At 68.9% G+C, this 23,577-nt stretch carries 23 protein-coding genes; 12 read left to right on the top strand and 11 right to left on the bottom strand.

What is annotated here, in order from left to right; genetic code table 11:
- The first annotated feature begins 36 nt into the window (after window positions 1-36).
- Window positions 37-1,512, top strand: coding sequence for an inorganic phosphate transporter (locus tag ADE01S_RS18485; protein ID WP_062683190.1), 1,476 nt, complete (start codon window positions 37-39; stop codon window positions 1,510-1,512).
- A 97-nt stretch (window positions 1,513-1,609) separates the two neighbouring features.
- Complete coding sequence (locus tag ADE01S_RS18480; protein ID WP_062683273.1) at window positions 1,610-2,257, top strand: DsbA family protein; 648 nt, start codon at window positions 1,610-1,612, stop codon at window positions 2,255-2,257.
- 12 nt (window positions 2,258-2,269) lie between these two features.
- Here the strand turns inward: ADE01S_RS18480 and ADE01S_RS18475 are convergent, their stop codons facing one another.
- The 4 genes from ADE01S_RS18475 to ADE01S_RS18460 all read right to left on the bottom strand — a co-directional run bounded on the left by ADE01S_RS18475 (window position 2,270) and on the right by ADE01S_RS18460 (window position 4,660).
- Window positions 2,270-2,617, bottom strand: a complete 348-nt coding sequence (locus tag ADE01S_RS18475; protein ID WP_062683189.1) for an AzlD domain-containing protein — start codon at window positions 2,615-2,617, stop codon at window positions 2,270-2,272.
- Complete coding sequence (locus tag ADE01S_RS18470) at window positions 2,614-3,324, bottom strand: AzlC family ABC transporter permease (protein WP_062683188.1); 711 nt, start codon at window positions 3,322-3,324, stop codon at window positions 2,614-2,616. The genes ADE01S_RS18475 and ADE01S_RS18470 overlap by 4 nt, the downstream gene beginning before the upstream one ends.
- Before the next feature lie 71 nt (window positions 3,325-3,395).
- On the bottom strand, window positions 3,396-3,713 hold the full coding sequence (locus tag ADE01S_RS18465; RefSeq protein ID WP_062683187.1) for a chaperone modulator CbpM: 318 nt from the start codon (window positions 3,711-3,713) through the stop codon (window positions 3,396-3,398).
- A gap of 2 nt (window positions 3,714-3,715) precedes the next feature.
- Window positions 3,716-4,660, bottom strand: coding sequence for a DnaJ C-terminal domain-containing protein (locus ADE01S_RS18460; RefSeq protein WP_062683186.1), 945 nt, complete (start codon window positions 4,658-4,660; stop codon window positions 3,716-3,718).
- Window positions 4,661-4,841: 181 nt separating this feature from the next.
- Here ADE01S_RS18460 and ADE01S_RS18455 point away from each other — a divergent pair, with 181 nt between their 5' ends.
- The 8 genes from ADE01S_RS18455 to fabI all read left to right on the top strand — a co-directional run bounded on the left by ADE01S_RS18455 (window position 4,842) and on the right by fabI (window position 12,464).
- A complete protein-coding gene (locus ADE01S_RS18455; protein WP_062683185.1) occupies window positions 4,842-5,327 on the top strand; it encodes a GNAT family N-acetyltransferase in 486 nt (161 codons plus the stop codon).
- 60 nt (window positions 5,328-5,387) lie between these two features.
- A complete protein-coding gene (locus ADE01S_RS18450) occupies window positions 5,388-5,717 on the top strand; it encodes a DHCW motif cupin fold protein (protein WP_062683184.1) in 330 nt (109 codons plus the stop codon).
- Between the two features lie 64 nt (window positions 5,718-5,781).
- Window positions 5,782-6,417, top strand: a complete 636-nt coding sequence (yfcF, locus tag ADE01S_RS18445; protein ID WP_062683183.1) for a glutathione transferase — start codon at window positions 5,782-5,784, stop codon at window positions 6,415-6,417.
- A 27-nt stretch (window positions 6,418-6,444) separates the two neighbouring features.
- Window positions 6,445-6,849 (top strand): VOC family protein, encoded by a 405-nt coding sequence (locus tag ADE01S_RS18440; protein ID WP_062683182.1) that lies wholly within the window; start codon window positions 6,445-6,447, stop codon window positions 6,847-6,849.
- 174 nt (window positions 6,850-7,023) lie between these two features.
- On the top strand, window positions 7,024-9,510 hold the full coding sequence (locus tag ADE01S_RS18435; RefSeq protein WP_062683181.1) for a DUF3141 domain-containing protein: 2,487 nt from the start codon (window positions 7,024-7,026) through the stop codon (window positions 9,508-9,510).
- Window positions 9,510-10,454 carry a phosphate acetyltransferase gene (locus ADE01S_RS18430; RefSeq protein WP_062683180.1) on the top strand — a complete coding sequence of 315 codons (945 nt, stop codon included), beginning with the start codon at window positions 9,510-9,512 and terminating at the stop codon, window positions 10,452-10,454. Before ADE01S_RS18435 ends, ADE01S_RS18430 begins: the two co-directional genes overlap by 1 nt.
- A 55-nt stretch (window positions 10,455-10,509) precedes the next feature.
- On the top strand, window positions 10,510-11,694 hold the full coding sequence (locus tag ADE01S_RS18425) for an acetate/propionate family kinase (RefSeq protein WP_062683179.1): 1,185 nt from the start codon (window positions 10,510-10,512) through the stop codon (window positions 11,692-11,694).
- Complete coding sequence (gene fabI, locus ADE01S_RS18420; RefSeq protein ID WP_062683178.1) at window positions 11,691-12,464, top strand: enoyl-ACP reductase FabI; 774 nt, start codon at window positions 11,691-11,693, stop codon at window positions 12,462-12,464. Before ADE01S_RS18425 ends, fabI begins: the two co-directional genes overlap by 4 nt.
- A 15-nt stretch (window positions 12,465-12,479) precedes the next feature.
- On the opposite strand, the gene ADE01S_RS18415 is transcribed toward fabI, so the two are convergent.
- Window positions 12,480-14,168, bottom strand: a complete 1,689-nt coding sequence (locus tag ADE01S_RS18415; RefSeq protein WP_172600282.1) for a SulP family inorganic anion transporter — start codon at window positions 14,166-14,168, stop codon at window positions 12,480-12,482.
- Window positions 14,169-14,447: 279 nt separating this feature from the next.
- Between ADE01S_RS18415 and ADE01S_RS18410 the strand changes: the two genes are divergently transcribed.
- Window positions 14,448-15,431, top strand: coding sequence for a Bug family tripartite tricarboxylate transporter substrate binding protein (locus ADE01S_RS18410; RefSeq protein WP_062683176.1), 984 nt, complete (start codon window positions 14,448-14,450; stop codon window positions 15,429-15,431).
- 168 nt (window positions 15,432-15,599) lie between these two features.
- On the opposite strand, the gene ADE01S_RS18405 is transcribed toward ADE01S_RS18410, so the two are convergent.
- The 3 genes from ADE01S_RS18405 to tkt form a co-directional block, all read right to left on the bottom strand.
- Complete coding sequence (locus ADE01S_RS18405; protein WP_062683175.1) at window positions 15,600-16,793, bottom strand: phosphoglycerate kinase; 1,194 nt, start codon at window positions 16,791-16,793, stop codon at window positions 15,600-15,602.
- A 95-nt stretch (window positions 16,794-16,888) separates the two neighbouring features.
- A complete protein-coding gene (gene gap / locus ADE01S_RS18400; RefSeq protein WP_062683174.1) occupies window positions 16,889-17,899 on the bottom strand; it encodes a type I glyceraldehyde-3-phosphate dehydrogenase in 1,011 nt (336 codons plus the stop codon).
- A gap of 14 nt (window positions 17,900-17,913) precedes the next feature.
- Window positions 17,914-19,950, bottom strand: coding sequence for a transketolase (gene tkt / locus ADE01S_RS18395; protein ID WP_062683173.1), 2,037 nt, complete (start codon window positions 19,948-19,950; stop codon window positions 17,914-17,916).
- 238 nt (window positions 19,951-20,188) lie between these two features.
- Between tkt and ADE01S_RS18390 the strand changes: the two genes are divergently transcribed.
- Complete coding sequence (locus ADE01S_RS18390; RefSeq protein ID WP_062683172.1) at window positions 20,189-20,920, top strand: 16S rRNA (uracil(1498)-N(3))-methyltransferase; 732 nt, start codon at window positions 20,189-20,191, stop codon at window positions 20,918-20,920.
- Window positions 20,921-20,925: 5 nt separating this feature from the next.
- Here ADE01S_RS18390 and ADE01S_RS18385 read toward each other — a convergent pair whose 3' ends face one another.
- The 3 genes from ADE01S_RS18385 to ADE01S_RS18375 all read right to left on the bottom strand — a co-directional run.
- Window positions 20,926-21,393, bottom strand: coding sequence for a barstar family protein (locus tag ADE01S_RS18385; protein WP_062683171.1), 468 nt, complete (start codon window positions 21,391-21,393; stop codon window positions 20,926-20,928).
- Window positions 21,390-22,616 (bottom strand): patatin-like phospholipase family protein, encoded by a 1,227-nt coding sequence (locus tag ADE01S_RS18380; RefSeq protein ID WP_062683170.1) that lies wholly within the window; start codon window positions 22,614-22,616, stop codon window positions 21,390-21,392. The genes ADE01S_RS18385 and ADE01S_RS18380 overlap by 4 nt, the downstream gene beginning before the upstream one ends.
- On the bottom strand, window positions 22,597-23,577 hold a 981-nt coding region (locus ADE01S_RS18375), incomplete at its 5' end, for a phosphate acyltransferase (RefSeq protein ID WP_255220869.1). The genes ADE01S_RS18375 and ADE01S_RS18380, both read right to left, overlap by 20 nt.

Raw genomic sequence — 23,577 nt, 5'->3', positions numbered from 1 at the left:
AATAATCAGCGTCTCGCCGGAATCTCCCCCGCCTCCATGTTCGACCTCTTCCACGGCCTAGACCTCTGGGTAGGCCTCAGTCTTGTCTTGGCCCTGACATTCGTCCTGGCCTTTGAATTCATCAACGGATTCCACGACACGGCCAATGCCGTGGCAACGGTCATTTACACCAAAGCCATGCCGCCGCACCTGGCGGTCGTGCTATCGGGCATCTTCAATTTCCTGGGCGTGCTGCTCGGCGGCGTGGGCGTGGCCTATGCCATCGTCCACCTGCTGCCGGTGGAACTGCTGATCAATGTGGATACGGGCCGCGGGCTGGCCATGGTGTTCGCCATGCTGGCGGCCGCCATCGCCTGGAACCTGGGCACCTGGTACTTCGGCATCCCCGCCTCCAGCTCGCACACCCTGATCGGCTCCATCCTGGGCGTGGGCCTGGCCAATGCGCTCATCACCGACCTGCCCCTGGCGGACGGCGTGAACTGGGGCAAGGCCATCGACATCGGCCTGTCGCTGGTGGTGTCGCCGGTGGCCGGCTTCCTGGTGGCGGGCGGCTTGCTCCTGGTGCTCAAGCGCTGGCTGCCGCTGTCGAAAATGCACAAGACGCCCGAGCAGCGCCGCGCCCTCGACAACAAGAAGCATCCGCCGTTCTGGAACCGCCTGGTCCTGGTGCTGTCGGCCATGGGCGTGAGCTTCGTCCATGGCTCGAACGACGGCCAGAAAGGCATCGGCCTGATCATGCTCGTGCTGATCGGCATCGTGCCGGCCAATTTCGTGCTGGACACCACCAGCACCACCTACCAGATCGAACGCACCCGCGACGCGGCCAATCACCTGAACGTGTTCTACCAGCGCAACGAGGCGATGCTGGGCGACTATCTGGCGCTCAAGCGCCACAACGGGACCACCGAGCTGCCGCGCAATTTCCGCTGCGATCCCGAACTCACCATCCCGACCATCACCGCGCTGCAGGCCGACCTGCACGGCGTGTCCAACTACGCCGACCTGTCCGCCGACAAGCGCATCACCGTGCGCCGCTACCTGCTCTGCCTGGACGACACGGCCAAGAAGGTGGCGCGCATCGAAGGCCTGCCGGCCCGCGAACGCGCGGACCTGCAGCGTCTGCGCGCCGACCTGACCGCCACCACCGAATACGCGCCCTTCTGGGTGATCGTGGCGGTTGCGCTGGCGCTGGGCGCGGGCACCATGGTCGGCTGGCGCCGCGTGGTGCTGACGGTGGGCGAGAAGATCGGCAAACAGGGCATGACCTACGCGCAGGGCATGTCCGCGCAAGTGACCGCCATGGGCGCCATCGGGCTGGCCAACGTGTTCAGCCTGCCGGTGTCCACCACCCACGTGCTGTCCTCCGGCGTGGCCGGCACGATGATCGCCAACAAGACCGGCCTGCACGGCAGCACGGTGCGCAATATCCTGATGGCCTGGATCCTGACCCTGCCGGCCTCGATGCTGCTGGCGGCGGGCCTGTTCTGGATCGGCGTGCAGATCGCCGGCTGAGGGCTGCGGGCCCCGCGAAGGATTCGCGGGGCCGATGCAACAATCTGGTTACCGCGCCGGGCTTACCCGGGAGGCGGCCGGCGTCTACCATGGCGCCATGAGCACTCCCAACCCCACCCTGCATTACCTCTACGACCCGCTTTGCGGCTGGTGCTATGGCGCCGCGCCGCTGATCGAGGCCGCCCGCGCCATCCCCGGCCTGGATATCGCGCTGCATGGCGGCGGCATGATGGCCAACGGCAACCGCCAGCCCGTGACCGACGCCCTGCGCCGCTATGTAATGCCGCACGACGAGCGCATCGCCGGCCTGACCGGCCAGCCCTTCGGCGAAGACTACTTCAACGGTTTGCTGCGCGACACCGGCGCGGTATTCGATTCGGAACCGCCCATCACGGCAATCCTGGCGGCGCAGTCGCTGGGCGGCCGCGGGCCGGATCTGCTCGCGTGCATCCAGCGCGCCCATTACGTGCAGGGCCTGCGCATCGCCGACCCGGCCGTGCTGGCGGCGCTGGCGGCCGATATCGGGCTGGACCCGGCGGCCTTCGAGAGCGCGTATTCGGCGGCCCGGGGCGCCGAGACCGCCGCCCACATCGCCGCCAGCCGGCAACTGCTGGCCCGGCTGGGCGGCACCGGCTTTCCCACCCTGGCGCTGGAACGCGGCGGCGCCTGCACCCTGCTGGAGCCTTCGCGCTACCTCGGCCGCCCCGCCCAGTGGCAGGCCGATCTGCACGCGCGCATCGACTAGGGCCTGTCCACCCTAGGCCGCAAGCGCCAGCAGCACGCCGTAGCCGGCCATGCCCAGCAGCACGGCAACGCCGGTGTTGCTGACCAGCCGAGCCGCCACCGCCGTCATGACCAGCCCGCCCGCGTAGGGTCCGATGCGGGCGGCCTGGTCGCCGGCCTCGATCAGGTCGGGCACGATCACGGCGGCGGCGATGCCCGCCAGCAGGGACGGCCCCAATGCGGCCAGCGCCGATCCTTCGCGCGACAGGTGGCGCAGCAGGCGGCTGCGCTCGGACAGCATGAAAGGCAGGGCGCGGGTCAGGTAGGTGATCACGGCCATGGCGACCACCGCCCCCCAGAATCCCAATCCGTCGGTATTCATGCGGGCCTCCTCAGGCGGTACGCGACGCAGCCGATGACGGCGCCGGCCAGGATGGCCGCGCTGGTATGCCCCAGGGCGGCCACGGCGCCGGCCCCCGCCACCGCCGCCACGATGGGCAGCCCCATGCCGCGCTTGGCGCTCTGGCAGACCAGGGCCATGAAGAGCGCCGGCAGCGCGAAACGCATGACCTGCGAGAGCATGGGGTAATGGCGCTCCAGCCCGTCGCCGGCGTAGACGCCGACGGCCGTGCCCGCGATCCAGGTCAGCCACGCGCCCAGGCCCAGGGCGGTCATCCAGCCCTGCCGGCGCGCCGGATCCACCGCCTGCAGGCGGTTGAATGCCGTGGCGAAGACCTCGTCGGTGAGCAGGAAGGCGATTTTCAGACGGCCGCGCAGCGCGGCCGGCAGGAACCGCGACAGCAGCGGGCCGTACAGCAGGTGGCGGGCGTTGAGCAGCGAGCACAGCGCCACCACCCACAGCCAGGGCGTGCCGGCCTTGATGGAGGCGAGCAGCAGGAACTGGCTGGCGCCGGCGTAGACCAGCACCGAAATCAGGATGACTTGCAGGGGCGTCAGGCCCGCCGCCATGCCGGCGATGCCGAAGGTCACGGCTACCGGGAAGTAGCCGATCATGACGGGCAGGCAGGATTTCAGGCCGTCGATACGGGCGCCCGCGGGAACGGACGCCGGGGCGGATGAAGTCTCCAAGGGGGATTCGCTTGTTCGGGGTTGCGGCAAGCAGGTAGTTTACCTATCCGCCTGCCGCCCCGGCGGCCCCGCTAGGTCTCGTCGGCGCCCAGCACGCGCAATTGCGCCTTCAGGCGCCGCACCTCCTGGCTCAGGTCCAGGATCAGCGCGACGGCGTCCAGGCTGGCGCCGAAATCCCGCTCCAGGCGCTGCGCGTCCAGCGCGCGCTGCAGGTCGATGCTGTAGAACCGCCATTCCGCGGGCCGGCGGCCGCTGGCGCTGACGATGCCGACCTCGACCAGCCGGGCGATCCATTCCACTTCCTGGCCGCAGGCGCGGGCCAGATCGTCGGCGCTGAGGGGCTGCGTTTTGCCCACCACGGTGGCGCTGGTGATGACTAGCTTCTTCATGGTCAGACCCCCATGTGGCGCCGCGGGTTGAAAGGCAGGTCCTGCTGCAGCTTGCGGTAGGCCGCCTTGGCCGCCTCGCTATCGGCCGGCGGCAGCACCAAGTCCAGCACCAGGTACAGGTCGCCCGGCGGATCGCCGGGGATTCCGCGTCCGCGCAAGCGCAGCTTGCGGCCGTTGCCCGACCCCGGCGGGATCGTGACCTCGACGGTGCCGCCCGGCGTGGGCGTCTTCACGCTGGCGCCCAGCGCGGCCTCCCAGGGCGCCACGGGCAGCGTCAGGTAGAGGTCGCGGCCGTCGGCGCGGTATTGCGGATGGGGCTTGAACCGGATTTCGAGATAGAGGTCGCCGTTCTCGCCGCCGCCGTAGCCGGGCATGCCCTGCCCCGCCAGCCGGATGTACTGCCCTTCCCGCACCCCGGCGGGAATCCGCACGCTGAGCGTGCGCGTCTGCATCTGCGGATGGCCTTCGTCGTCGATCTTCATCGAGCGCAGGCTGATGTCGCGCGTCGCGCCCTTGAGCGCGTCCTCCAGGTCCACTTCGATCGCGGCGTGGTGGTCTTCGCCGCGCGCGCGGAATTCCTGCTGGTGCTGCGCGGCGCCGCGGCGGCCGCGGCCGCCGAACAGCGACGAGAAGAATTCGCTGAACTGCGCTTCCTCGCCGGGGGCCGCGCCCCGATGGAATTCGAACCCTTCATCCCAGCCCGGCGGCGGCTGGAAGCCGCCTTCGGGCGACACGCCCGCGGCCAGGTTGTCGTAGGCCAGGCGCTTTTCCTGGTCGCGCAGCACGTCATAGGCTTCGTTGACGTCGCGCATCCGCGCCTCGGCGTCCTTTTCCTTGCTGACGTCGGGGTGATATTTGCGGGCGAGCTTGCGGTAGGCGCGCCGGATCTCGTCTTCGGAAGCGCCCCGTTCCACTCCTAGAATGCCGTAGTAGTCCTTGAACTCCATGTTCCGCCCTTTGCGAGGGTTGCGGCCGCCCCGGATCGCGCCGGCGTCCGGCCTTGAATATCAAGAAGATAGGGGCTGCGGACCGATTTTTCAATGCGCCTTGCCAAGCTGCTCGCATCGCGCATAATGTCCGGTTGCCGCGGCGCGATTGGCGCGCCGGGGCCATTGCGCAGGAACGATCGTGCTTGAAATCATCGACGTCGACTTCAACAACCCCGAACACGGCAGCCAGGTGCTGGCCATGCTGAACGAATACGCCAGCGGCCCCATGGGCGGCAACTCCCCGCTGCCCGAGTACACGCGGCAGAACCTGATCGCCGAACTGGCCCGCCGCCCCGCCGCGCGCGCCCTGCTGGCCCGGGTCGACGGCCGCGCCGCCGGCGTGGCGGTCTACCTCGAAGGCTTCTCCACCTTCGCCTGCCGCCCCCTCGTCAATCTGCACGACCTGGCCGTGTCGCCCGCGTTCCAGGGCCTGGGCGTGGGCAAGGCGCTGCTGTCGGCGCTCGAAGACCGGGCGCGCGGCCTGGGCTGCTGCAAGATCACGCTGGAAGTGCTGGAAGGCAACGCGGTGGCCCAGGGGCTGTACCGCAAGCTCGGCTTCGAGGGCTATGCCCTGGACGACGCCACGGGCCGCGCCATGTTCTGGCAGAAGAAACTGGCCGCCTGAGTAGCGTAGTATTTGTGTTTTGCCGGGCGAGGTCGCCCGGCCCGAAACGCAGGACAGACCATGAAGATGAGCAACATCCCCTTCGGCACCACCGACTGGTCCGAAGTGGAACGCACCGAACACGCCGGCGAGACCGGCATGGCCTATTGGCGGACCCGGCAGTTCGGCGATCTGCGGGTGCGCATGGTGGAGTACACCCCGGGCTACCTGGCCGACCACTGGTGCAGCAAGGGCCACATCCTCTTCTGCCTGGAAGGCGAACTCCATACCGAACTCGAAGACGGCCGCCAGTTCGTGCTCACGCCCGGCATGAGCTACCAGGTCGCGGACCAGGCCGAGCCGCACCGCTCGTCCACCGTCACCGGCGCCAAGCTCTTCATCGTGGATTGAAGCGCCCGCGCGCCACGCGGGCGGCAGTTGCGTTACGCTTTTTCGATACAACCGGAGACTTCTCTTGGGCGCCCCGCTTACGCTATTCGTCGACTCTCTCTTCCTCAGCCCCTACGCCATGTCGGCCTACGTGGCGCTGACCGAAAAGCAGCTGCCGTTCGAGGTGCGTCCGATCGACCTGGAGGCAGGCGAGCAGCGCATGCAGCCCTACCAGGCCCGCGCGCTCACGTCCCGGGTGCCCGCCCTGACGCACGAGGGCTTCCACCTGACCGAATCCAGCGCCATCGCCGAGTACCTGGACGAGGCCTTTCCCGCCCCGGCGCACGCCGCCCTGTACCCGCGCGACATCCGCTCGCGCGCCCGGGCCCGCCAGCTGCAGGCCTGGCTGCGCAGCGACCTGGCCGCGCTGCGCCAGGAACGCCCCACCGAAACCGTGTTCTACGGCGCCGCCGGCCAGCCGCTGTCCGACGCGGCCCACGCCGCCGCGGCCAAGCTGATCCACGTGGCCGGCAGCCTGTTGAGCGCCGGCCGCCCCTGTCTGTTCGAGGACTGGTGCATCGCCGACACCGACCTGGCGGTCATGCTCAGGCGTCTGTTCCAGGACGACCTGCCCGATCCCCTGCGCGCCTATGCCGACGGCCAGTGGCAGCGGCCCTCGGTCCAGAAATGGCTGGAACACAACGCCGCGGCGCGGCCCTGATCCCGGTTCCCGCCCGCGGAGGCCCCGATGCAGCTGCTGGACCACGTTTCCATCACCGTTCCCGGGCTGGACGCCGCCCGGCCCTTCTACGACGCCGTCATGCAGGCGCTGGGCGCGGACAAGGTCTATGACCGCCCCGACGCGCTCGGCTACGGCGAGCGCTGCGGCCCCGGCAACAGCCGGCACAGCTATCTGTCGGTCTTCGCCACGGGAGCCGGCGTCGATGCCGCCGCCGGCGCGCGGCGCCACTGGTGCTTCAAGGCGCCCAGCCGCGCCGCCGTCGACGCGTTCCACGCCGCCGGCCTGGCCCACGGCGGTCGCGACGAGGGCGCGCCCGGCCTGCGCGAACACTACCACTCGCATTACTACGCCGCCTTCCTGCTGGACCCGGCCGGCAACCGCATCGAAGCCGTCTGCCACGATCCGGCCTGATCGGCGCGGGAAGCAAAAAGGGACAGTTAAATCGCCGCGGTTTGACGGCGATCAGCCGCTCGGATGTTGCAGCGCAACATCAGTTGCGGTGTAATGGTGAGGTCAACCTGGCCGGTTCCACTTGGAATCGGCCTGGCGGCTACCGCCGCCGGAAGCTACTACAAGGAGATCGCCATGGCCGGATCCGGCAACGATCGCGTCCCCGCGCCGTCCTTCAACCCCTGGACGGCCGCCTATGAATACGCAGTGGACGCCTGGCAGCGCGGCGTGCTTTACGCCGATGTCATGCGCCAGCGCGGCAACCAATACCATGAGCACATGGCCAAGCGCGCCCCGAACGTGCTGAGCATGGAATTCGAACTGGTGCTGGACGGCCGCTGCCTTCCCCGCCCCGTCAACTACGGCCTGCTGCGCATCACGCCGCCCGCCGGCGTCGAGACGGACCCGATCAAGCGCCCCTTCCTGGTCGTGGACCCGCGCGCCGGGCACGGCCCGGGCATCGGCGGGTTCAAGCCCGAAAGCGAGATCGGCGTGGCCCTGCGGGCAGGCCATCCCTGCTACTTCGCGACGTTCCTGCCGCAGCCCATGCCCACCCAGACCGTCGAAGACGTGATGATGGCCGAGGCGCGGTTCCTGGAAGAGATCATCGCGCTGCATCCCAACGCCGAGGGCAAGCCGGTGGTGGTCGCCAACTGTCAGGCCGGCTGGCAGATCATGATGACCGCCGCGGTGCGCCCCGAACTGTTCGGCCCCATCATCGTCGCGGGCGCCCCGCTGTCGTACTGGGCCGGCTGGCGCGGCATGAATCCCATGCGCTACGCCGGCGGCCTGCTGGGCGGCAGCTGGCTCACCGCCATGACCAGCGACTTCGGCAACGGCAAGTTCGACGGCGCCTGGCTGGTGCAGAACTTCGAGAACCTGAATCCGGCCAACACGCTGTGGTCCAAGCAGTACAACCTGTACTCCAAGGTGGACACCGAATCGGCGCGCTACCTGAGCTTCGAGAAATGGTGGGGCGGCCACGTCTTCCTGAACGGGCCCGAGATCCAGTACATCGTCGACAACCTGTTCGTGGGCAACCGCCTGGCAACGGCCGGGCTGGTAACCTCCGACGGCATCCGCATCGACCTGCGCAACATCCGCTCGCCCATCGTGGTGTTCTGCTCCAAGGGCGACAACATCACGCCCCCGCCGCAGGCGCTGGGCTGGATTCCCGATCTGTACCAGAACGAAGCCGAGGTGCTGGCCCACGGCCAGACCATCGTCTACGCCGTGCACGAGAGCATCGGCCACCTGGGCATCTTCGTGTCCGGCAGCGTGGCCCGCAAGGAGCACCAGGAGTTCACGTCCAACATCGACATGATCGACGTGCTGCCCCCGGGCATCTACCAGGCCGAGATCGCCGACAAGACGCCGGACACGCCCAACGCCGACCTGGCCTTCGGCAACTACGTGCTGTCGTTCGAGCAGCGCAGCCTGGACGACGTGCGCGCCATCGTGGACCGCAAGGAAGAGGACGACCGCCGCTTCGCCGCCGTCGCCCGGATCTCCGACATCAACCTGGGCATGTACCGCAGTTTCCTGCAACCCTGGGTGCGCGCCATGGTCACCCCGCAGTCCGCCGAGTGGGCGCAACGCCTGCACCCGCTGCGCCTGCCCTATGAACTCATCTCGGACCGCAACCCGCTGATCGCGCCGATCGCCCAGGTGGCGCAACAGGTGCGCGAGCAGCGCAAGCCGGCTCCGTCCTCCAACCCCTTCCTGATGGCGCAGGAGATGTTCTCGAACCTGGTCGAGACCAGCCTGAACATCTGGCAGGAATTGCGCGACTCGGCCGACGAGCGCACCTTCATGGGCGTGTACGGCTCGCCCCTGGTGCAGGACATGGCCGGCCTGGGCGCGCGCTCCGGCCCGCCTCGCAAGCACCCTGGCGTGTCGCCCGAACACCGCCGCTTCATGGAAGAGCGCGCGCTGGAACTTCGGTCGCTGATGCAGGAAGGCGGCCTGCGCGTTGCCGCGATCCGGATGCTGCTGTTCGTGTCGGGCGCCGAAGGCGGCCTGGACGAGCGCAGCTTCGCGCTGATCCGCAAGATGCGCGCCGAAGCGGACACCGCGCTCGCCCTGCAGGAGTTCAAGGACACCATCCGCGACCAGGCCCTGATGATGACGATGGATTCGGCGGCCGCCATCCAGGCCATGCCGCGCCTGCTCGAAAACGAGTCGGCCGCCGCGATCCGCGAAACGCTGGACACCATGAAACGCGTGCTGGAAGCCGCCGAGCCGCTGAGCGACGCGGCGCGCGCGAGCCTGGACGAAATGGAGCGGATCTTCGAATCCGCCGAGCGCCGCGCGCAGAAGCGCGAACAGGCGCAGGCGCCCGCGCCGGTCAAGGCGCCCGCCAAAGCGCCCGCCCAGGCTACGGCCAAGGCGTCGCCCCAGGCTACGGTCAAGGCCCCGGCCCAAGCTCCGGCCAAAACCGCGACCAAGGCGCCGGTCCGCCAGCCCGCGCGCGCGGCCGCCGCGAAGAGCGGCCCGCCCGCCGCCGCCAAGCCCGTGAAGGCCAAACCGGCAACCCCGGCGGCTTCGCCGGCCCGCGCCACGCGCGGCGCGGCCAAGACTCCCGCGCGTCCCGCGCGCAAATCCACCAAGGCGGCCTCCTGATGACCCTGCCCGCGTCCTCGCACTACGACAAGCTCATCGCCCGCGCGCAGACGCTGGCGCCCGCCCATTGCGCCATCGCCCATCCCTGCGACGAACCCTCGCTGTCGGCCGCCCTGCAGGCGCGCGACCTGGGCCTGCTGCAGCCGATCCTGGTGGGCCCGGAACTCAAGATCCGGGCGACGGCCGCCCAGCACGGCCTGGACCTGGGCAATGCCCGCATCGTCGACGCGCCGCACAGCCACGCGGCCGCCGAGCGCGCGGTGGCCCTGGTGCGCAACGGCGAGGCCACCCTGCTGATGAAGGGCAGCCTGCACACCGACGAACTCATGCATGAAGTGGTGGCCCGCGACACCGGGCTGCGCAGCGGCCGGCGCATCAGCCACGTGTTCATCATGGAGGTGCCCACCTACTCGCAGCCGCTGTTCATCACCGATGCCGCCATCAATATCTTCCCGGACCTGGAAACCAAGGCCGACATCATCCGCAACGTGATCGACCTGCACCACGGCCTGGGCCTGGGCGAGCCGCGCGTGGCGATCCTGTCGGCGGTGGAACAGGTCACGCCCAGCATTCCCGGCACCATCGAGGCCGCGGCGCTATGCAAGATGGCCGACCGAGGCCAGATCAGCGGCGGCCTGCTGGACGGCCCGCTGGCGCTGGACAACGCCATCAGCCCCGACGCCGCCCGCATCAAGGGCATCCGCTCGCCGGTCGCCGGCATCGCGCAGGTGCTGGTCGTGCCGGACCTGGAAGCAGGCAACATGCTGGCCAAGAACCTGACTTTCCTGGCCAACGCGGAAGCGGCCGGCATCGTGCTGGGCGCGCGCGTGCCCATCATCCTGACCAGCCGCGCCGACAGCCCGCGCTCGCGCCTGGCCTCGTGCGCCGTCGCGGCGATCTACGCGCATCACCTGAACCAGCAGCAGGCCAGCCCCCTGGCCTGAGGCACGTCTCCCCTTCCCGCTCACGCGTCCTGTCTCAACGTGGAATAACAGCGCCATGACCGATACCATCCTCGTCATCAACGCCGGCAGTTCGAGCATCAAGTTCTATCTGTACGACATCGACGACGCGCAGGAGCTGGCTCCCCGCCTGGGCGGCCAGCTCGAAGGCATCGGCACCTCGCACCCCAGGCTGCGGGTCCGGGACGCGGCGGGCGAGACCCTGGTGGAGCGCGAGATCTCGCCCAGCCACGCGCCCGACGTGCCCAATGCGCAGGAAGTGGTGGGCACCTGGCTGAGCGGCCACCTGGGCGGCGCGCCGCTGGCGGTCGGGCACCGGGTGGTGCATGGCGGCCCCGATCTCTCGGAACCCGTGCTGGTCGACGACGAGATCCTGGCAAGGCTGGATACCTTCACGCCGCTGGCGCCGCTGCACCAGCCCAACAACCTGGCCCCGATCCGCGTGATCCGCGAGCGCCGGCCCTGGATCCCGCAGGTGGCGTGCTTCGACACCGCCTTCCACCGCAGCCATTCCGACGTGGCCGACCGCTACGCGCTGCCGGAACGCCTGTACCGCGAAGGCGTCCGCCGCTACGGCTTCCATGGACTGTCCTACGAGTACATCGCGCAGCGCCTGCGCCAGGCCCTGCCCGACATCGCCATGGGCAAGATCATCGCCGCGCACCTGGGCTCGGGCGTTTCCGCCTGCGCCATGCATCACGGCAAGAGCGTGGACAGCACCATGGGATTCACGGCGCTGGAAGGCCTGCCCATGGGCACCCGCCCCGGCCGACTGGACCCGGGCATCGTGCTGTGGATGATGGAACGCGGCATGACGCATGACCAGATCGAACACATGCTGTATCACGACTGCGGCATGAAAGGCCTGTCGGGCATCAGCAACGACATGCGCGAACTGCTGGCCAGCGACGAGCCCTCGGCCAAGCTGGCGCTGCAGTATTTCGCCTGGCGCGTGGCCGAAGGCATGATCGGGCTGGCCTGCGCCATGAACGGCGTGGACGCCATCGTCTTCACCGCCGGCGTGGGCGAGAATTCCGCCGAGATCCGGCAGGCGATCAGCGAGCATTGGGGCTGGCTGGGCATCAAGCTCGATCCGGAGCGCAACCGCCGCCATGGCCCCCGCATCTCCAGCGACGACAGCCGCATCGGCGTCTACGTCGTGCGCACCAATGAAGAGCTGATCATCGCCCAGCACACGCTGGCGCTGGTGCGGCAACGATGAGCGCCCACCTGCCGCTGGCGGGCAAGCGCGGCCTGGTCACCGGCATCGCGAATACCGATTCCATCGCCTGGGGCTGTGCCAAGGCGTTCCGCGCGCTGGGCGCGGAGCTGGCCGTCACCTATCTGAACGAAAAGGCGTTGCCTCACGTCGAGCCGCTGGCCCGGCAGGTCGACGCTTCGCTGCTGCTGCCCATGAACCTGCTGAATGACGGCGAGCTCGAAAGCGTGTTCGACCGCATCGAAACCGACTGGGGGCAGCTGGACTTCGTGCTGCACTCCATCGCGTTCGCGCCGCGCGCGGACCTGCACGGCCGCGTGACGGACTGCTCGCGCGCGGGCTTCCTGCAGGCGATGGACGTGTCGTGCTGGTCCTTCATCCGCATGGCCAAGCTGGCCGAGCCGCTGATGCCGCAAGGCGGCGCGCTCTTCTGCATGAGCTACTACGGTTCGCAGATGGTGGTCGAGCACTACAACATGATGGGGCCGGTGAAGGCCGCGCTGGAATCGGCCACCCGCTACCTGGCCGCGGAGCTGGGCCCGCAGGGGATCCGCGTCCATGCGATCTCGCCCGGCCCGCTGAAGACGCGCGCCGCGTCGGGCATCGCCGAATTCGACGCCCTGCTCGACCGCGCGCAGTCCAAGGCGCCGGCGCGCAGCCTGGTATCCATCGACGACGTGGGCGAGGCCACCGCCTGGCTGGCCACCGACGCCGCGCGCCTCATGACGGGCCAGACACTGTATATCGACGGCGGCTATCACATCATCGACTAGCCCCGGCGCGCGCCCCTAGCCCAGCGTAGGAGGCGCGGCCTGGCGCCATCGATCGATGGCGTCGACGGCCTGCTCGGGGCTGCCGAAGATCTTGTCGCGGCCGATCTTCTTCACCAGGCCGGAACGCTCCAGCGCCGTGCGGAACATGCCGTGGCCGCCCGCGACCAGCAGGGTCATGCCCCGGGCATCCAGTTCGCGCTTGAGCTCGTACAGCGCCTCGACCGCGTCGGCGTCGGCCTGCGTCATGGCTTCGGCGTCCAGCACGAACCACTGCGCGCCGGCCGCCTGATCCATCACTTCGCGCGCGCGCCGGCGGAACGCGTCGGCGTTGAAGAACCAGACGGACGACTCGAACAGCCAGATCACCGTGCCCGGCACCGGCTGGGCCCCGGGGTTCAGGTGCAGCTTGCCCAGCACCGATTCGCCAGGCAGCCGGCCCAGCAGGGCATCGCGGGGATTGCCCGAGACGTACATGGCATACAGCAACGTGGCGCCCACCGACACCGCCACGCCCTGCAGCACGCCGAAGCCGATGACGCCCACGGCCGCCAGGATGCCGAAAGCCAGTTCGATGCGCGAGATGCGGGCCAGGCGCAGGAAGGCATGGCCGTCGAACAGGCTGGCCGCGGCCAACAGCAGGATCGCCGACAGCACCGCCTGCGGCAGCCAGTACAGCGGCCCGCTCAGCAGGCCGACCACGATCGCCAGCGCGGCGGCCGCGCTGACGCTGACCAGCGGCGACGAACCGCCGGCGACCAGCCCCACCGCCGTGCGCGAATCGGCGCCGGTGACCACAAAGCCCTGGAACAGGCCGGCGGCCACGTTGGCCGCGCCGAAACCCACCAGCTCGCGGTTGGGGTCGACGTGCTCGCCCGTGCGCGCCGCGAAACTACGCGCCGTCACGATGCCGCTGGAAAAACTCACGACGAGCACGCCGGCCGCGCCCATCAGGATGCCGTCCAGGCCCTCCAGCCGCACCGGCAGGCTGAGCGCCGGCAGCCCGGCGGGGACCTCGCCCACGACGGCGATGCCCAGGGCGGGAAAGTTGAAGATCCACGACAACAGGCAGGACCCGACCACCAGCAGGATGGGCCCGGGCCAATTAGGCCGCCAGCGCTTGAGCGCCACCAGCAGCAGGCAGGACGTCACGCCCAGGATGAGCGTGGGGATGCGGATTTCGGGCAGCCGCCGAGATAGTTCCAGGAAGGGATGCACCAGGCCGCTGTTGCGCAGCCCCACGCCCGTCAGCCCGCTGAGCTGCGAGATGGCCAGCGTGATGGCCACTCCCGCCATGTAGCCGATCAGGACCGGGCGCGACAGCAGGTTGGCCAGCACGCCCAGGCGCAGGACGCGCGCGATCAGGCAGCCTATGCCCACGGTCAGGGCGATGCCCGTCGCGGCCACCAGGCGGTCTTCGGGCGTGCTGAGCGCCATGCCGGTCAGCGTGGCCGCGATCAGGGTGCAGGTGGCGGTATCGGGGCCCACGATCAGCGTGCGCGAGGAACCGAACACGGCATAGCCCAGCATCCCGGCAATCGCCGCCCACAGGCCCGCGACCGGCGGCACGCCCATCATGGCGGCGTAGGCCAGGCCCACCGGCAGCGCCACGGCCGCCACGCTCAGGCCGGCCATGACGTCGCGCCGCGCCGATTCCCGGGTAGTGCCACGGAGGTTATTCAGGCCAGGAAACAGGCGTAGGTTCATGATGCAGCGGGGCGAATCGGACGAAGGAATTCCGCGGCACGCGGGGTCTGCGCCAAGCCTACACCAAGCCCGGGCTTTGCAGCTGCTCCAGATCAAGCCCGGCGGATTTATATTCCCTCAAGGAATGAACTTTCTTCAATATTTATCCCTTTTCGGAAACGATGCGATTGCGTAGAGTCGTCCCATAAGAAAAAGCGGCCCGCGGCCGCGTCCCTAGACCAAAATGGCCCGCCGCCCGCTCCCGCGGCGCAACCTCGGGCCGGCACTCCTGGAGACACCATGTCCCTCGCATTCCTGCGTCGCGCCGGCGGCGCGCTCGCGCTCGCCGCGCTGGCCGCCGCCATCGCTCCCGCCGCTTCCGCGCAAGCCTATCCCGACCGCCCCATCAAGCTGGTCGTGCCCTGGCCTCCGGGAGGCGCCACCGACGCGCTGGGCCGCATGCTGGCGCAGCGCCTGACCGAACGCCTGGGGCAGACCGTCATCGTGGACAACAAGGCCGGCGCGGGCGGCAATATCGGCACCGCCGCCTTCGTGCGCGAGAAGGCCGACGGCTACACCCTGCTCATGGCGACCAGCTCCACCAACGCCGCCAACCCGCACCTGTACTCGCGCCTGGGCTTCGATCCGGCCAAGGACTTCACGCCGGTGGCCTTCGTGGCCGAGATCCCCAACATCCTGGAAGTGCCCAAGCAGTCGAACTTCCGCTCGCTCGCGGACCTGCTCGCCGCGGCGAAGGCCGAACCCGGCAAGCTGAACTACGGCTCGGGCGGCGTGGGCTCGTCGCAGCACCTGGCCGGCTCGATGTTCAAGCACCTGACCGGCGCCGACGTGCTGCACATTCCGTACAAGGGCAGCGGCCCCGCCGTCTCCGACCTGATGGCGGGCCAGGTGGACATGATGCTGGACACCGGCTCCCTGTCCCAGGTGCAGGCCGGCGCCCTGCGCGCCCTGGCGGTCGCCTCCCGCCAGCGGCTGCCGGCCCTGCCCGACGTGCCTACCTTCGCCGAGGCCGGCGTGCCCGGCATGTACGCCTCCGCCTGGTACGGCATCGTGGCGCCCGCCGGCACCCCGGAAGACGTGGTGCGCCGCCTGAACCAGGAAGTGAACGCGGTGGTGGCCGACCCGGCCATGAAGCAGCGGATGGAAGGCATGGGCGCGATCGTGCCCGCAGGCCAGACGCCGGAAGCGTTCAACACCTTCATCCAGTCCGAGATCAACCGCTACGCCGACATCGTCAAACTGTCCGGCGCAAAGATGGAATAAAGAAAGGGCGGCCCCAAGGCGGGCCAGCCCCTCGGGAGGCAGCAAGCGCGCAAAGCGCGTGCCGCGTGGGGGCCGTCCCGCCGCCGGGCCGCCCCAAGGCGGGACAGCCCCCTTGGGGGGCAGCAAGCGCGCGAAGCGCGCGCCGCGTGGGGGCCTCTTCCCTCTCTTCTACCCTGCCCGAGCTTCCAGCACGGCCACGGCCGGCAGCGTCTTGCCTTCCAGGAACTCCAGGAACGCGCCGCCGCCGGTCGAGATGTAGCCGACCTGCTCGCCGATACCGTACTTGGCGATGGCCGCCAGGGTGTCGCCGCCGCCGGCGATCGAGAAGCCTTCCGAGTCCGCGATCGCGCGGGCCACGACTTCGGTGCCGTTGGCGAACTGGTCGAACTCGAACACGCCCACCGGGCCGTTCCAGACGATGGTGCCGGCCTGCTTCAGGATCTCGGCCAGTTGCGCGGCGGTCTGGGGACCGATATCCAGGATCATGTCGTCGTCGGCCACGTCGGTCGAGGCCTTGACGGTGGCTTCGGCGTCCGCCCCGAAGGACTTGGCGCAGACCACGTCGACCGGGATCGGCACGGCCGCGCCGCGCTGCTTCATGATCTCGATCACGGCGCGCGCCTGGTCTACCTGGTCGGGCTCGGCCAGCGATTTGCCGATGGGCAGGCCGGCGGCCAGCATGAAGGTGTTGGCGATGCCGCCGCCGACCACCAACTGGTCGACCTTGTCGGCCAGCGACTGCAGGATCGACAGCTTGGTCGAGACCTTGGAGCCGCCCACGATGGCGACCAGCGGACGCTTGGGTTCATGCAGGGCGCGGCCCAGGGCTTCCAGCTCGGCCGCCAGCAGCGGGCCGGCGCAGGCCACGGGCGCGAAGCGCGCGATGCCGTGGGTGGTGGCTTCGGCGCGGTGGGCGGTGCCGAAGGCGTCGTTGACGTAGACGTCGCAGAGCGCGGCCATCTTCTTGGCGAGCGCTTCGTCGTCCTTCTTTTCGCCGACGTTCACCCGGCAGTTCTCCAGCAGCACGACCTGGCCGTGCTCGACCTGGACGCCGTCGACCCAGTCGCGCACCAGCTGCACGGGCATGCCCAGCAGTTCGGACAGGCGCTGGCCGACCTTGGCGAGCGAATCGGCTTCGGTCAGCACGCCTTCCTTGGGACGGCCCAGATGGGACGTGACCATGACGGCCGCGCCGGCGTCCAGCGCCAGGCGGATTCCGGGCACCGAGGCGCGGATGCGGGTGTCTTCGCTGATGCGGCCGGCGTCGTCGAACGGCACGTTCAGATCGGCGCGGATGAACACGCGCTTGCCGGACAGGGCGCCGGACTTGGCCAGCGCGGACAGGGTATTGACCTTGGGCATGAGTATGGATTCCTACGATTGGCGAACAAAGGGGACGAACCCATTTTCCGCGACAGCGGAAAACAAATCCGTCCCCTTTGGCCTGACAGTGTTGCTTACTTGGCGGACATCAGCGCGACGGTGGTGTCGAGCATGCGGTTCGAGAAGCCCCACTCGTTGTCGTACCAGGACGAGACCTTGACCAGGCGGCCCGAGACCTTGGTCAGCGACGCGTCGACGGTGCTGGAGGCCGGGTTGTGGTTGTAGTCCACCGAGACCAGGGGTTCGGTGTTGTAGTCCAGGATGCCCTTGAGCTCACCTTCCGAGGCGGCCTTCAGGATGCCGTTGACTTCTTCTGCGGTCGTGTCGCGGCTGGCCACGAACGACAGGTCGACCAGCGACACGTTGATGGTCGGGACGCGGATGGCGTAGCCGTCCAGCTTGCCGTTCAGTTCCGGCAGCACCAGACCCACGGCGGCGGCGGCGCCGGTCTTCGTGGGGATCATGCTCATGGTGGCCGAACGGGCGCGGCGCAGGTCTTCGTGGTAGACGTCGGTCAGGACCTGGTCGTTGGTGTAGGCGTGAACGGTGGTCATCAGGCCGTTTTCCAGGCCCAGCTTGTCGTTCAGCGGCTTGACCAGCGGGGCCAGGCAGTTGGTGGTGCACGACGCGTTCGAGATGACCGTGTCGGTCGACTTGAGCACATTGTGGTTCACGCCGTAGACGATGGTGGCGTCGACGTCCTTGCCGCCCGGCGCCGAGATGATGACCTTCTTGGCGCCGCCCTTGATGTGCGCGCCGGCCTTTTCCTTGGTCGTGAAGAAGCCCGTGCACTCCAGCACCACGTCGACCTTCAGGTCGCCCCAGGGCAGTTCGGCCGGGTTGCGGTTGGCCAGCACGCGGATCTTGTCGCCGTTGACGACCATGAAGTCGCCGTCGACTTCGACGGTGCCCGGGAACTTGCCGTGGGCGGTGTCGTAGCGCGTCAGGTGCGCGTTCGTCTTGGGATCGCCCAGGTCGTTGATGGCGACGATTTCGATGTCGTGCTTCTTGCCACCTTCGTAGTGGGCACGCAGGATGTTGCGGCCGATGCGACCGTAACCGTTGATGGCGACGCGAATGGTCATGACTAGGCTCCTTTTTACAAAACTTGCTTGACGGTCTCGGCCACCTTGTCGGCGGTCAGCCCGAAGAACTTGAACAGCGCGCCGGCCGGCGCGGATTCGCCGTAGCGGTCGATGCCGACCACGGCGCCTTCCAGGCCCACGTACTTGTGCCAGAAGGCGGTGACGCCGGCTTCGACGGCCACGCGCGGCAGGCCCTTGGGCAGCACGGACTGCTTCCAGGCGGCGTCCTGCTTGTCGAACACATCGGTGCTGGGCATGGAAACCACGCGCACGGCGACGCCTTCCTTGGCCAGCTGCGCCTGCGCGTCCAGCGCGATGGCGACTTCCGAGCCGGTGGCGATGATGACGGCGCGGGCGCCTTCGGCATCGCGCAGCACGTAGCCGCCGCGGGCGATCGCTGCCACGGTGGCGGCGTCGCGCGGCACGAAGGGCAGGTTCTGGCGCGACAGCAACAGGGCCGTCGGGCCGCCGTCATGCACGTCCATGCCGATGCTGGCGGGGCGCGTCACGGCGGCGTTCCAGGCCACGGCGGTTTCGGCCGTGTCGCAGGGGCGCCACAGCGACAGGTTGGGGATCAGGCGCAGGCTGGAGGCGTGCTCGATGGATTGGTGGGTCGGGCCGTCTTCGCCCAGGCCGATCGAATCGTGGGTGAACACGTGGACCACGCGCTGCTTCATCAGCGCGGCCATGCGGATGGCGTTGCGGGAGTAGTCGGAGAAGGTCAGGAACGTGCCGCCGAACGGCAGGTAGCCGCCGTGCAGGGCCACGCCGTTCATGATGGCGGCCATGCCGAATTCGCGCACGCCGTAGTTGATGTGGCGGCCGAACTGGATGCCCTGCTCGCCCGCGCGGACGGCGGCGACGCCCTTCCAGTCGGTAAAGTTGGAGCCGGTCAGGTCGGCGGAGCCGCCCAGCATTTCGGGCAGCGCGGCGGCCAGCGCCGCGATCGCGAACTGCGAGGCCTTGCGGGTGGCGACGGTTTCGGCCTTATCCAGCGTGGCGTTCAGGAACGCCTGGAACTGTTCGGCGTAGCCGGCGGGCAGCTCGCCCTTCATGCGGCGGGCGAACTCGGCGGCCTCAGACGGGAATTCGGCGGCGTAGGCGTTGAACGCCGACTGCCATTCGGCCTGCGCCGCGGCGCCGGCCTTGCGGCCGTCCCAGCCGTCGTAGATGTCTTGCGGGATCTGGAACGGTTCCGAGGACCAGCCCAGCGCGGCGCGCGTGGCGGCGATTTCGTCCTTGCCCAGCGGCGCGCCGTGCACGTTGTGGGTGCCGGCCATGTTGGGCGAACCCTTGCCGATGACGGTGCGGCAGACGATCAGCGTGGGCTTGGCCGATTGCGACTTGGCCTGCTTGATGGCGGCGTCCACGGCGGCGACGTCATGGCCGTCCACGCCGCGGATCACGTTCCAGCCGTAACCCTCGAAGCGCTTGGCGGTGTCGTCGGCGAACCAGTGCTCGACGTGGCCGTCGATGGAGATGCCGTTGTCGTCATACAGCACGACCAGCTTGCCCAGCTTCAGCGTGCCGGCCAGCGAGCACACTTCGTGCGAGATGCCTTCCATCAGGCAGCCGTCGCCGGTGAAGGCGTAGGTGTGGTGGTCGACCAGGGTGTGGCCGGGCTTGTTGAACTCGGCGGCCAGCAGCGCCTCGGCCAGCGCCATGCCCACGGCATTGCCCAGGCCCTGGCCCAGCGGGCCGGTGGTCGTTTCCACGCCCGGGGTGATGCCCACTTCGGGGTGGCCCGGCGTCTTGGAATGCAGCTGGCGGAAATTCTTCAGTTCTTCGATCGGCAGGTCGTAGCCGGTCAGGTGCAGCAAGGCGTAGATCAGCATCGAGCCGTGGCCGTTGGACAGCACGAAGCGGTCGCGGTTGGCCCAGGCGGGATCCTTGGGGTTGTGACGCAGGTTGCCGGCCCACAAGGCTTGGGCGATTTCCGCCATGCCCATGGGAGCACCCGGGTGCCCGGAGTTCGCTTGTTGCACGGCGTCCATCGCGAGGGCGCGGATGGCATCCGCCAAGGCAAGTTTAGGGGCGGTCGGATTGCTCATTCGGAAGGCTCTTTGAAGCTGGCATCCCTAGAAGAAAAATAGGGCCAGTTAAGTAGGTTGCGAAGCAAGGGATTTTAGCATCCAGGGGTTTGCCCCAGGCCATCGGCCGTAAGGTGGGCCTGCGCGCCCCTGGAGGGGCGGTTTTTACCTTGGGGCGGCCCGGCGGCATAATGGTGCCCCCCAGGACGCGCCCGCCGTGCCGGCCTGCCGCCATTTCCTCGCGATCCCAGCAACGCCCATGTCCGCTCCCCGCTTCTACTGCGACATTCCCCTCAGTTCCGGCGCCCGCGTCGCCCTGCCGGACGCACTGGCGCACCACGCGCTGCGGGTGCTGCGGCTGCGCGAGGGCGAAGCCCTGGTGCTGTTCAATGGCCGGGGCGGCGAGTTTCCCGCCGTGCTGGAGGTGGAGGGCAAGGCTGGTTTCGCCCAGCTGGGCGAGCACGCGCCGCGAGAGGCCGAACTGGGCGGGCGCATCACCCTGGTCCAGGGCCTGCCATCCGGCGACAAGATGGACTGGGTGGTGGAAAAGGCCGTGGAACTGGGCGTGGCGCGCGTCTGCCCCGTCGCGGCGCAGCGCAGCGTGCTGCAGTTGTCGGGGCCGCGGCTGGAAAAACGCGTGGCGCACTGGCAGCGCATCGCGCAATCCGCCAGCGAGCAATGCGGCCGCAACCGGCTGATGGCCGTGGATGCGCCGTTGACGCTGGCCGAGTGGCTGGCGCAGCCGTCCGGGGACCTGCGCCTGATGTGCCATCCGGAAGCCGCGGACGACCTCGCCGCCCGCCTCCGGGCGGCACCGGGCCTGCCGGCGCTCACCCTGCTGGTGGGCCCCGAGGGCGGATGGTCGGACAAGGAATTGGCCCAGGCCGAGGCGGCGGGCGTCCAGGCGGTGCGCTTCGGCCCGCGGGTGCTGCGCACCGAGACGGCCGGGCTGGCGCTGGCGTCGGCCGTCAGCGCGCTGCTGGGCTGGTAAACGGATCAGTGGTTTTCGCCGTAGGGCGCGGCCGCCACCCCGGGTTCGGGGTCGGGATGCTTGCCCGCGTGCTCGATGACGTAGGCGAAGACGCGGCCGTTCTCGCGCGCGAAATCGGACGCATCGGAGCAGACGGTTTCGATGAGGGCGGCGTCTTCTTCCAGCGCCGGATCGCCCGAATGCAGCTTGTAGAGCCAAAGCACCACGCCGGTCTTGTGGTCCAGCACGGTGTCGCACAGGCAGTCGTACAGCGCGTCGAGATTGCCGCCGAAATACTCGGGGAAGTCCACTGCCTTGACGATGGCGCGCAGCACCGCCGAACGGCTGCGGGCGGGATCGCAGTTGGCGACGAACAAGGCCAGGCCGAGCTCATGAGCGGCGTCCACCACGGCCTTCTTGTCGAGCCCTTCATGGGCCAGCGCACCGCCGCGCAGCAGCTGCCGCTGCAAAGTAGATTGGCCATTGCGCGTCATGCCTGAGCCTCCTTGAAAAAGGCGATCACTTCATCGTTACGCTGCATCGTATCGGCATAACCCAGTTCAATCAATCGCTTGGTGTAGCTGGATTCAAACAACAGGTAGGACATCAGCGATCCCCCTCCCGGACGGCCTGGGTCGGACGATACACCGAGTACGCGAAAAAGGGCACGGGCCTGGGCCGGCATGTCCTGCAGATGCTCCAGCGCCATCAGGTCCAGCGACTGGCTGGGCGTGATGGTCAGGACATCCACGCGGCGCAGGCTGCCCCCGCCCTCGTCGCCGGCCAGTTCCATCAGGGCGTTCATGCGCTGCAGGCGCTCGACGTCGGAGGACAGGCCGTCCAGGAAGATGCTGGCCAGCGCGTGCCCGCCCACCTGGGCCAGGGACGGATATGGCGGCGAGTCCTCGCGGTTCTCGGGGTGGGTATCGTCGCGGAAGCCCGTGCCGATCACCAGGACGCGATGCGCCCCCAGGTGGATGGCCGGGCTGATCGGCGCCAGCTGGCGCATGGACCCGTCGCCGCACCATTCGCCCTTGCCGTGCACCTGCACCTGCCGCGCCGGGAAGACGAAGGGGATGGCCGACGAGGCCATCAGGTGATCGATGCCGATCGGCGTGGGGATGGCCAGGCGCAGATAGCGATGCCACGGCTCGATGGGCGTGTGCGCCTGGTAGAAGGTCAGGTGCTCCCCGCTGGTGTAGCCCGAGGCGGTGATCGCCAGCGCGGACAGCGCCCCGCTTTCCAGGTTGGCGCGCAGGTGCTGGAAATCCAGCACCCGGCCCAGCAGGGCCTGCATGGGGCTGTTGTCCAGCAGCGAGGTGGGCCGCTTGCGCGTCAGCCCCGAGTACATCCATCCCAGCGACAGCAGGCCCAGCCAGCGGACGCCGGTGCGGATCAGGCCGGGCGCGTCGGCCCGGTAGATCATGTCGGTATTGAGCGAGGACCACAGGCGCCGGATGCGGCGCACGCCCAGGTGCGGGCGGTCGGCCCGGCAGGCCAGCGCGGCGGCGTTGATCGCCCCGGCGGACGTGCCGCAGATGATCTGGAAGGGATTGCGGAAACGCGTATGCCAGTCGGGGTCCAGCAGTTCCATGATGGCGCTGAGCACGCCCACCTGGTAGGCGGCGCGGGCGCCGCCTCCGGTCAGGACCAGGCCGGTCGGCGTGCGCGGGCACGCCGGGCCGGCCGGCCGTACTTCAACGTGGTGTGTTGACATCGACGACCGTCATCGCGGTCATGTTGACGATGCGGCGCACGGTGGAGCTGGAGGTCAGGATGTGCACCGGCGCATTCGCGCCCAGCAGGAACGGACCCACCGCCACGTTGCTGCCCGCCGCCGTCTTGAGCAGGTTGTAGGCGATGTTGCCGGAGTCCACGTTCGGGCACACCAGCAGGTTCGCCTCGCCCTTGAGCGACGAGGACGGCAGGATCCGCATGCGCAGCGCTTCATCCAGCGCGCAATCGCCATGCATCTCGCCGTCGATCTCCAGGTCCGGCGCGATCTCGCGCACCAGTTCCAGCGCCCGGCGCATCTTCGCGCCCGAAGCCGAACTGCCCGACCCGAAATTCGAGCGCGACAGCAGCGCCACCTTGGGCGCCAGGTACATGCGGCGCATCTCGTTGGCGGCCGCCACGGTGAATTCCGCGATCTGTTCGGCCGAGGGCTCATCGTTCACGTGCGTGTCGACCAGCACCACCGTGCGCTCATTGAGCAGCAGGATGTTCATTGCCGCGTACACGTTGTGGCCGGGGCGGCGTCCGATCACTTCATCCACGAAGCGCAGATGGTCGTGATACGCGCCGACCGAACCGCAGACCATGCCGTCGGCATCGCCCAGGCGCACCATCATCGCGCCGATCAGCGTCATGCGGCGGCGCATTTCCACGCGCGCCATTTCCTTGGTGATGCCGCGGCGGCACATCAGTTCCCAGTACGTCGTCCAGTACTGGTGGAAGCGCTCGTCGTATTCGGGGTTGGTGACTTCGACGTCCTCGCCCAGGCGCAGGCGCAGGCCAAGCTTCTCGATGCGCGTCAGCAGCACCGACGGACGGCCCACCAGGATCGGACGGGCCAGGCCTTCGTCCACCACCACCTGCACGGCGCGCAGCACGCGCTCGTCTTCGCCTTCGGCGAACACGATGCGGGCCTTGCCGCCTTCGCGCACGATGCGCTTGGA

The sequence above is a fragment of the Achromobacter denitrificans NBRC 15125 genome (assembly GCF_001571365.1).
Taxonomy (GTDB): Bacteria; Pseudomonadota; Gammaproteobacteria; order Burkholderiales; family Burkholderiaceae_B; genus Achromobacter; species Achromobacter denitrificans.
Note: the sequence above shows the minus strand (reverse complement) of the source record. Positions and strands in the feature narration are given on the sequence as shown.

Coding starts and splice junctions, on each gene's coding strand:
- ADE01S_RS18485 (WP_062683190.1), top strand. CDS start 37: ATGTTCGACCTCTTCCACGGCCTAGACCTCTGGGTAGGCCTCAGTCTT.
- ADE01S_RS18480 (WP_062683273.1), top strand. CDS start 1,610: ATGAGCACTCCCAACCCCACCCTGCATTACCTCTACGACCCGCTTTGC.
- ADE01S_RS18475 (WP_062683189.1), bottom strand. CDS start 2,617: ATGAATACCGACGGATTGGGATTCTGGGGGGCGGTGGTCGCCATGGCC.
- ADE01S_RS18465 (WP_062683187.1), bottom strand. CDS start 3,713: ATGAAGAAGCTAGTCATCACCAGCGCCACCGTGGTGGGCAAAACGCAG.
- ADE01S_RS18460 (WP_062683186.1), bottom strand. CDS start 4,660: ATGGAGTTCAAGGACTACTACGGCATTCTAGGAGTGGAACGGGGCGCT.
- ADE01S_RS18450 (WP_062683184.1), top strand. CDS start 5,388: ATGAAGATGAGCAACATCCCCTTCGGCACCACCGACTGGTCCGAAGTG.
- ADE01S_RS18440 (WP_062683182.1), top strand. CDS start 6,445: ATGCAGCTGCTGGACCACGTTTCCATCACCGTTCCCGGGCTGGACGCC.
- ADE01S_RS18435 (WP_062683181.1), top strand. CDS start 7,024: ATGGCCGGATCCGGCAACGATCGCGTCCCCGCGCCGTCCTTCAACCCC.
- ADE01S_RS18430 (WP_062683180.1), top strand. CDS start 9,510: ATGACCCTGCCCGCGTCCTCGCACTACGACAAGCTCATCGCCCGCGCG.
- ADE01S_RS18425 (WP_062683179.1), top strand. CDS start 10,510: ATGACCGATACCATCCTCGTCATCAACGCCGGCAGTTCGAGCATCAAG.
- fabI (WP_062683178.1), top strand. CDS start 11,691: ATGAGCGCCCACCTGCCGCTGGCGGGCAAGCGCGGCCTGGTCACCGGC.
- ADE01S_RS18415 (WP_172600282.1), bottom strand. CDS start 14,168: ATGAACCTACGCCTGTTTCCTGGCCTGAATAACCTCCGTGGCACTACC.
- ADE01S_RS18410 (WP_062683176.1), top strand. CDS start 14,448: ATGTCCCTCGCATTCCTGCGTCGCGCCGGCGGCGCGCTCGCGCTCGCC.
- ADE01S_RS18405 (WP_062683175.1), bottom strand. CDS start 16,793: ATGCCCAAGGTCAATACCCTGTCCGCGCTGGCCAAGTCCGGCGCCCTG.
- gap (WP_062683174.1), bottom strand. CDS start 17,899: ATGACCATTCGCGTCGCCATCAACGGTTACGGTCGCATCGGCCGCAAC.
- tkt (WP_062683173.1), bottom strand. CDS start 19,950: ATGAGCAATCCGACCGCCCCTAAACTTGCCTTGGCGGATGCCATCCGC.
- ADE01S_RS18390 (WP_062683172.1), top strand. CDS start 20,189: ATGTCCGCTCCCCGCTTCTACTGCGACATTCCCCTCAGTTCCGGCGCC.
- ADE01S_RS18385 (WP_062683171.1), bottom strand. CDS start 21,393: ATGACGCGCAATGGCCAATCTACTTTGCAGCGGCAGCTGCTGCGCGGC.
- ADE01S_RS18380 (WP_062683170.1), bottom strand. CDS start 22,616: ATGTCAACACACCACGTTGAAGTACGGCCGGCCGGCCCGGCGTGCCCG.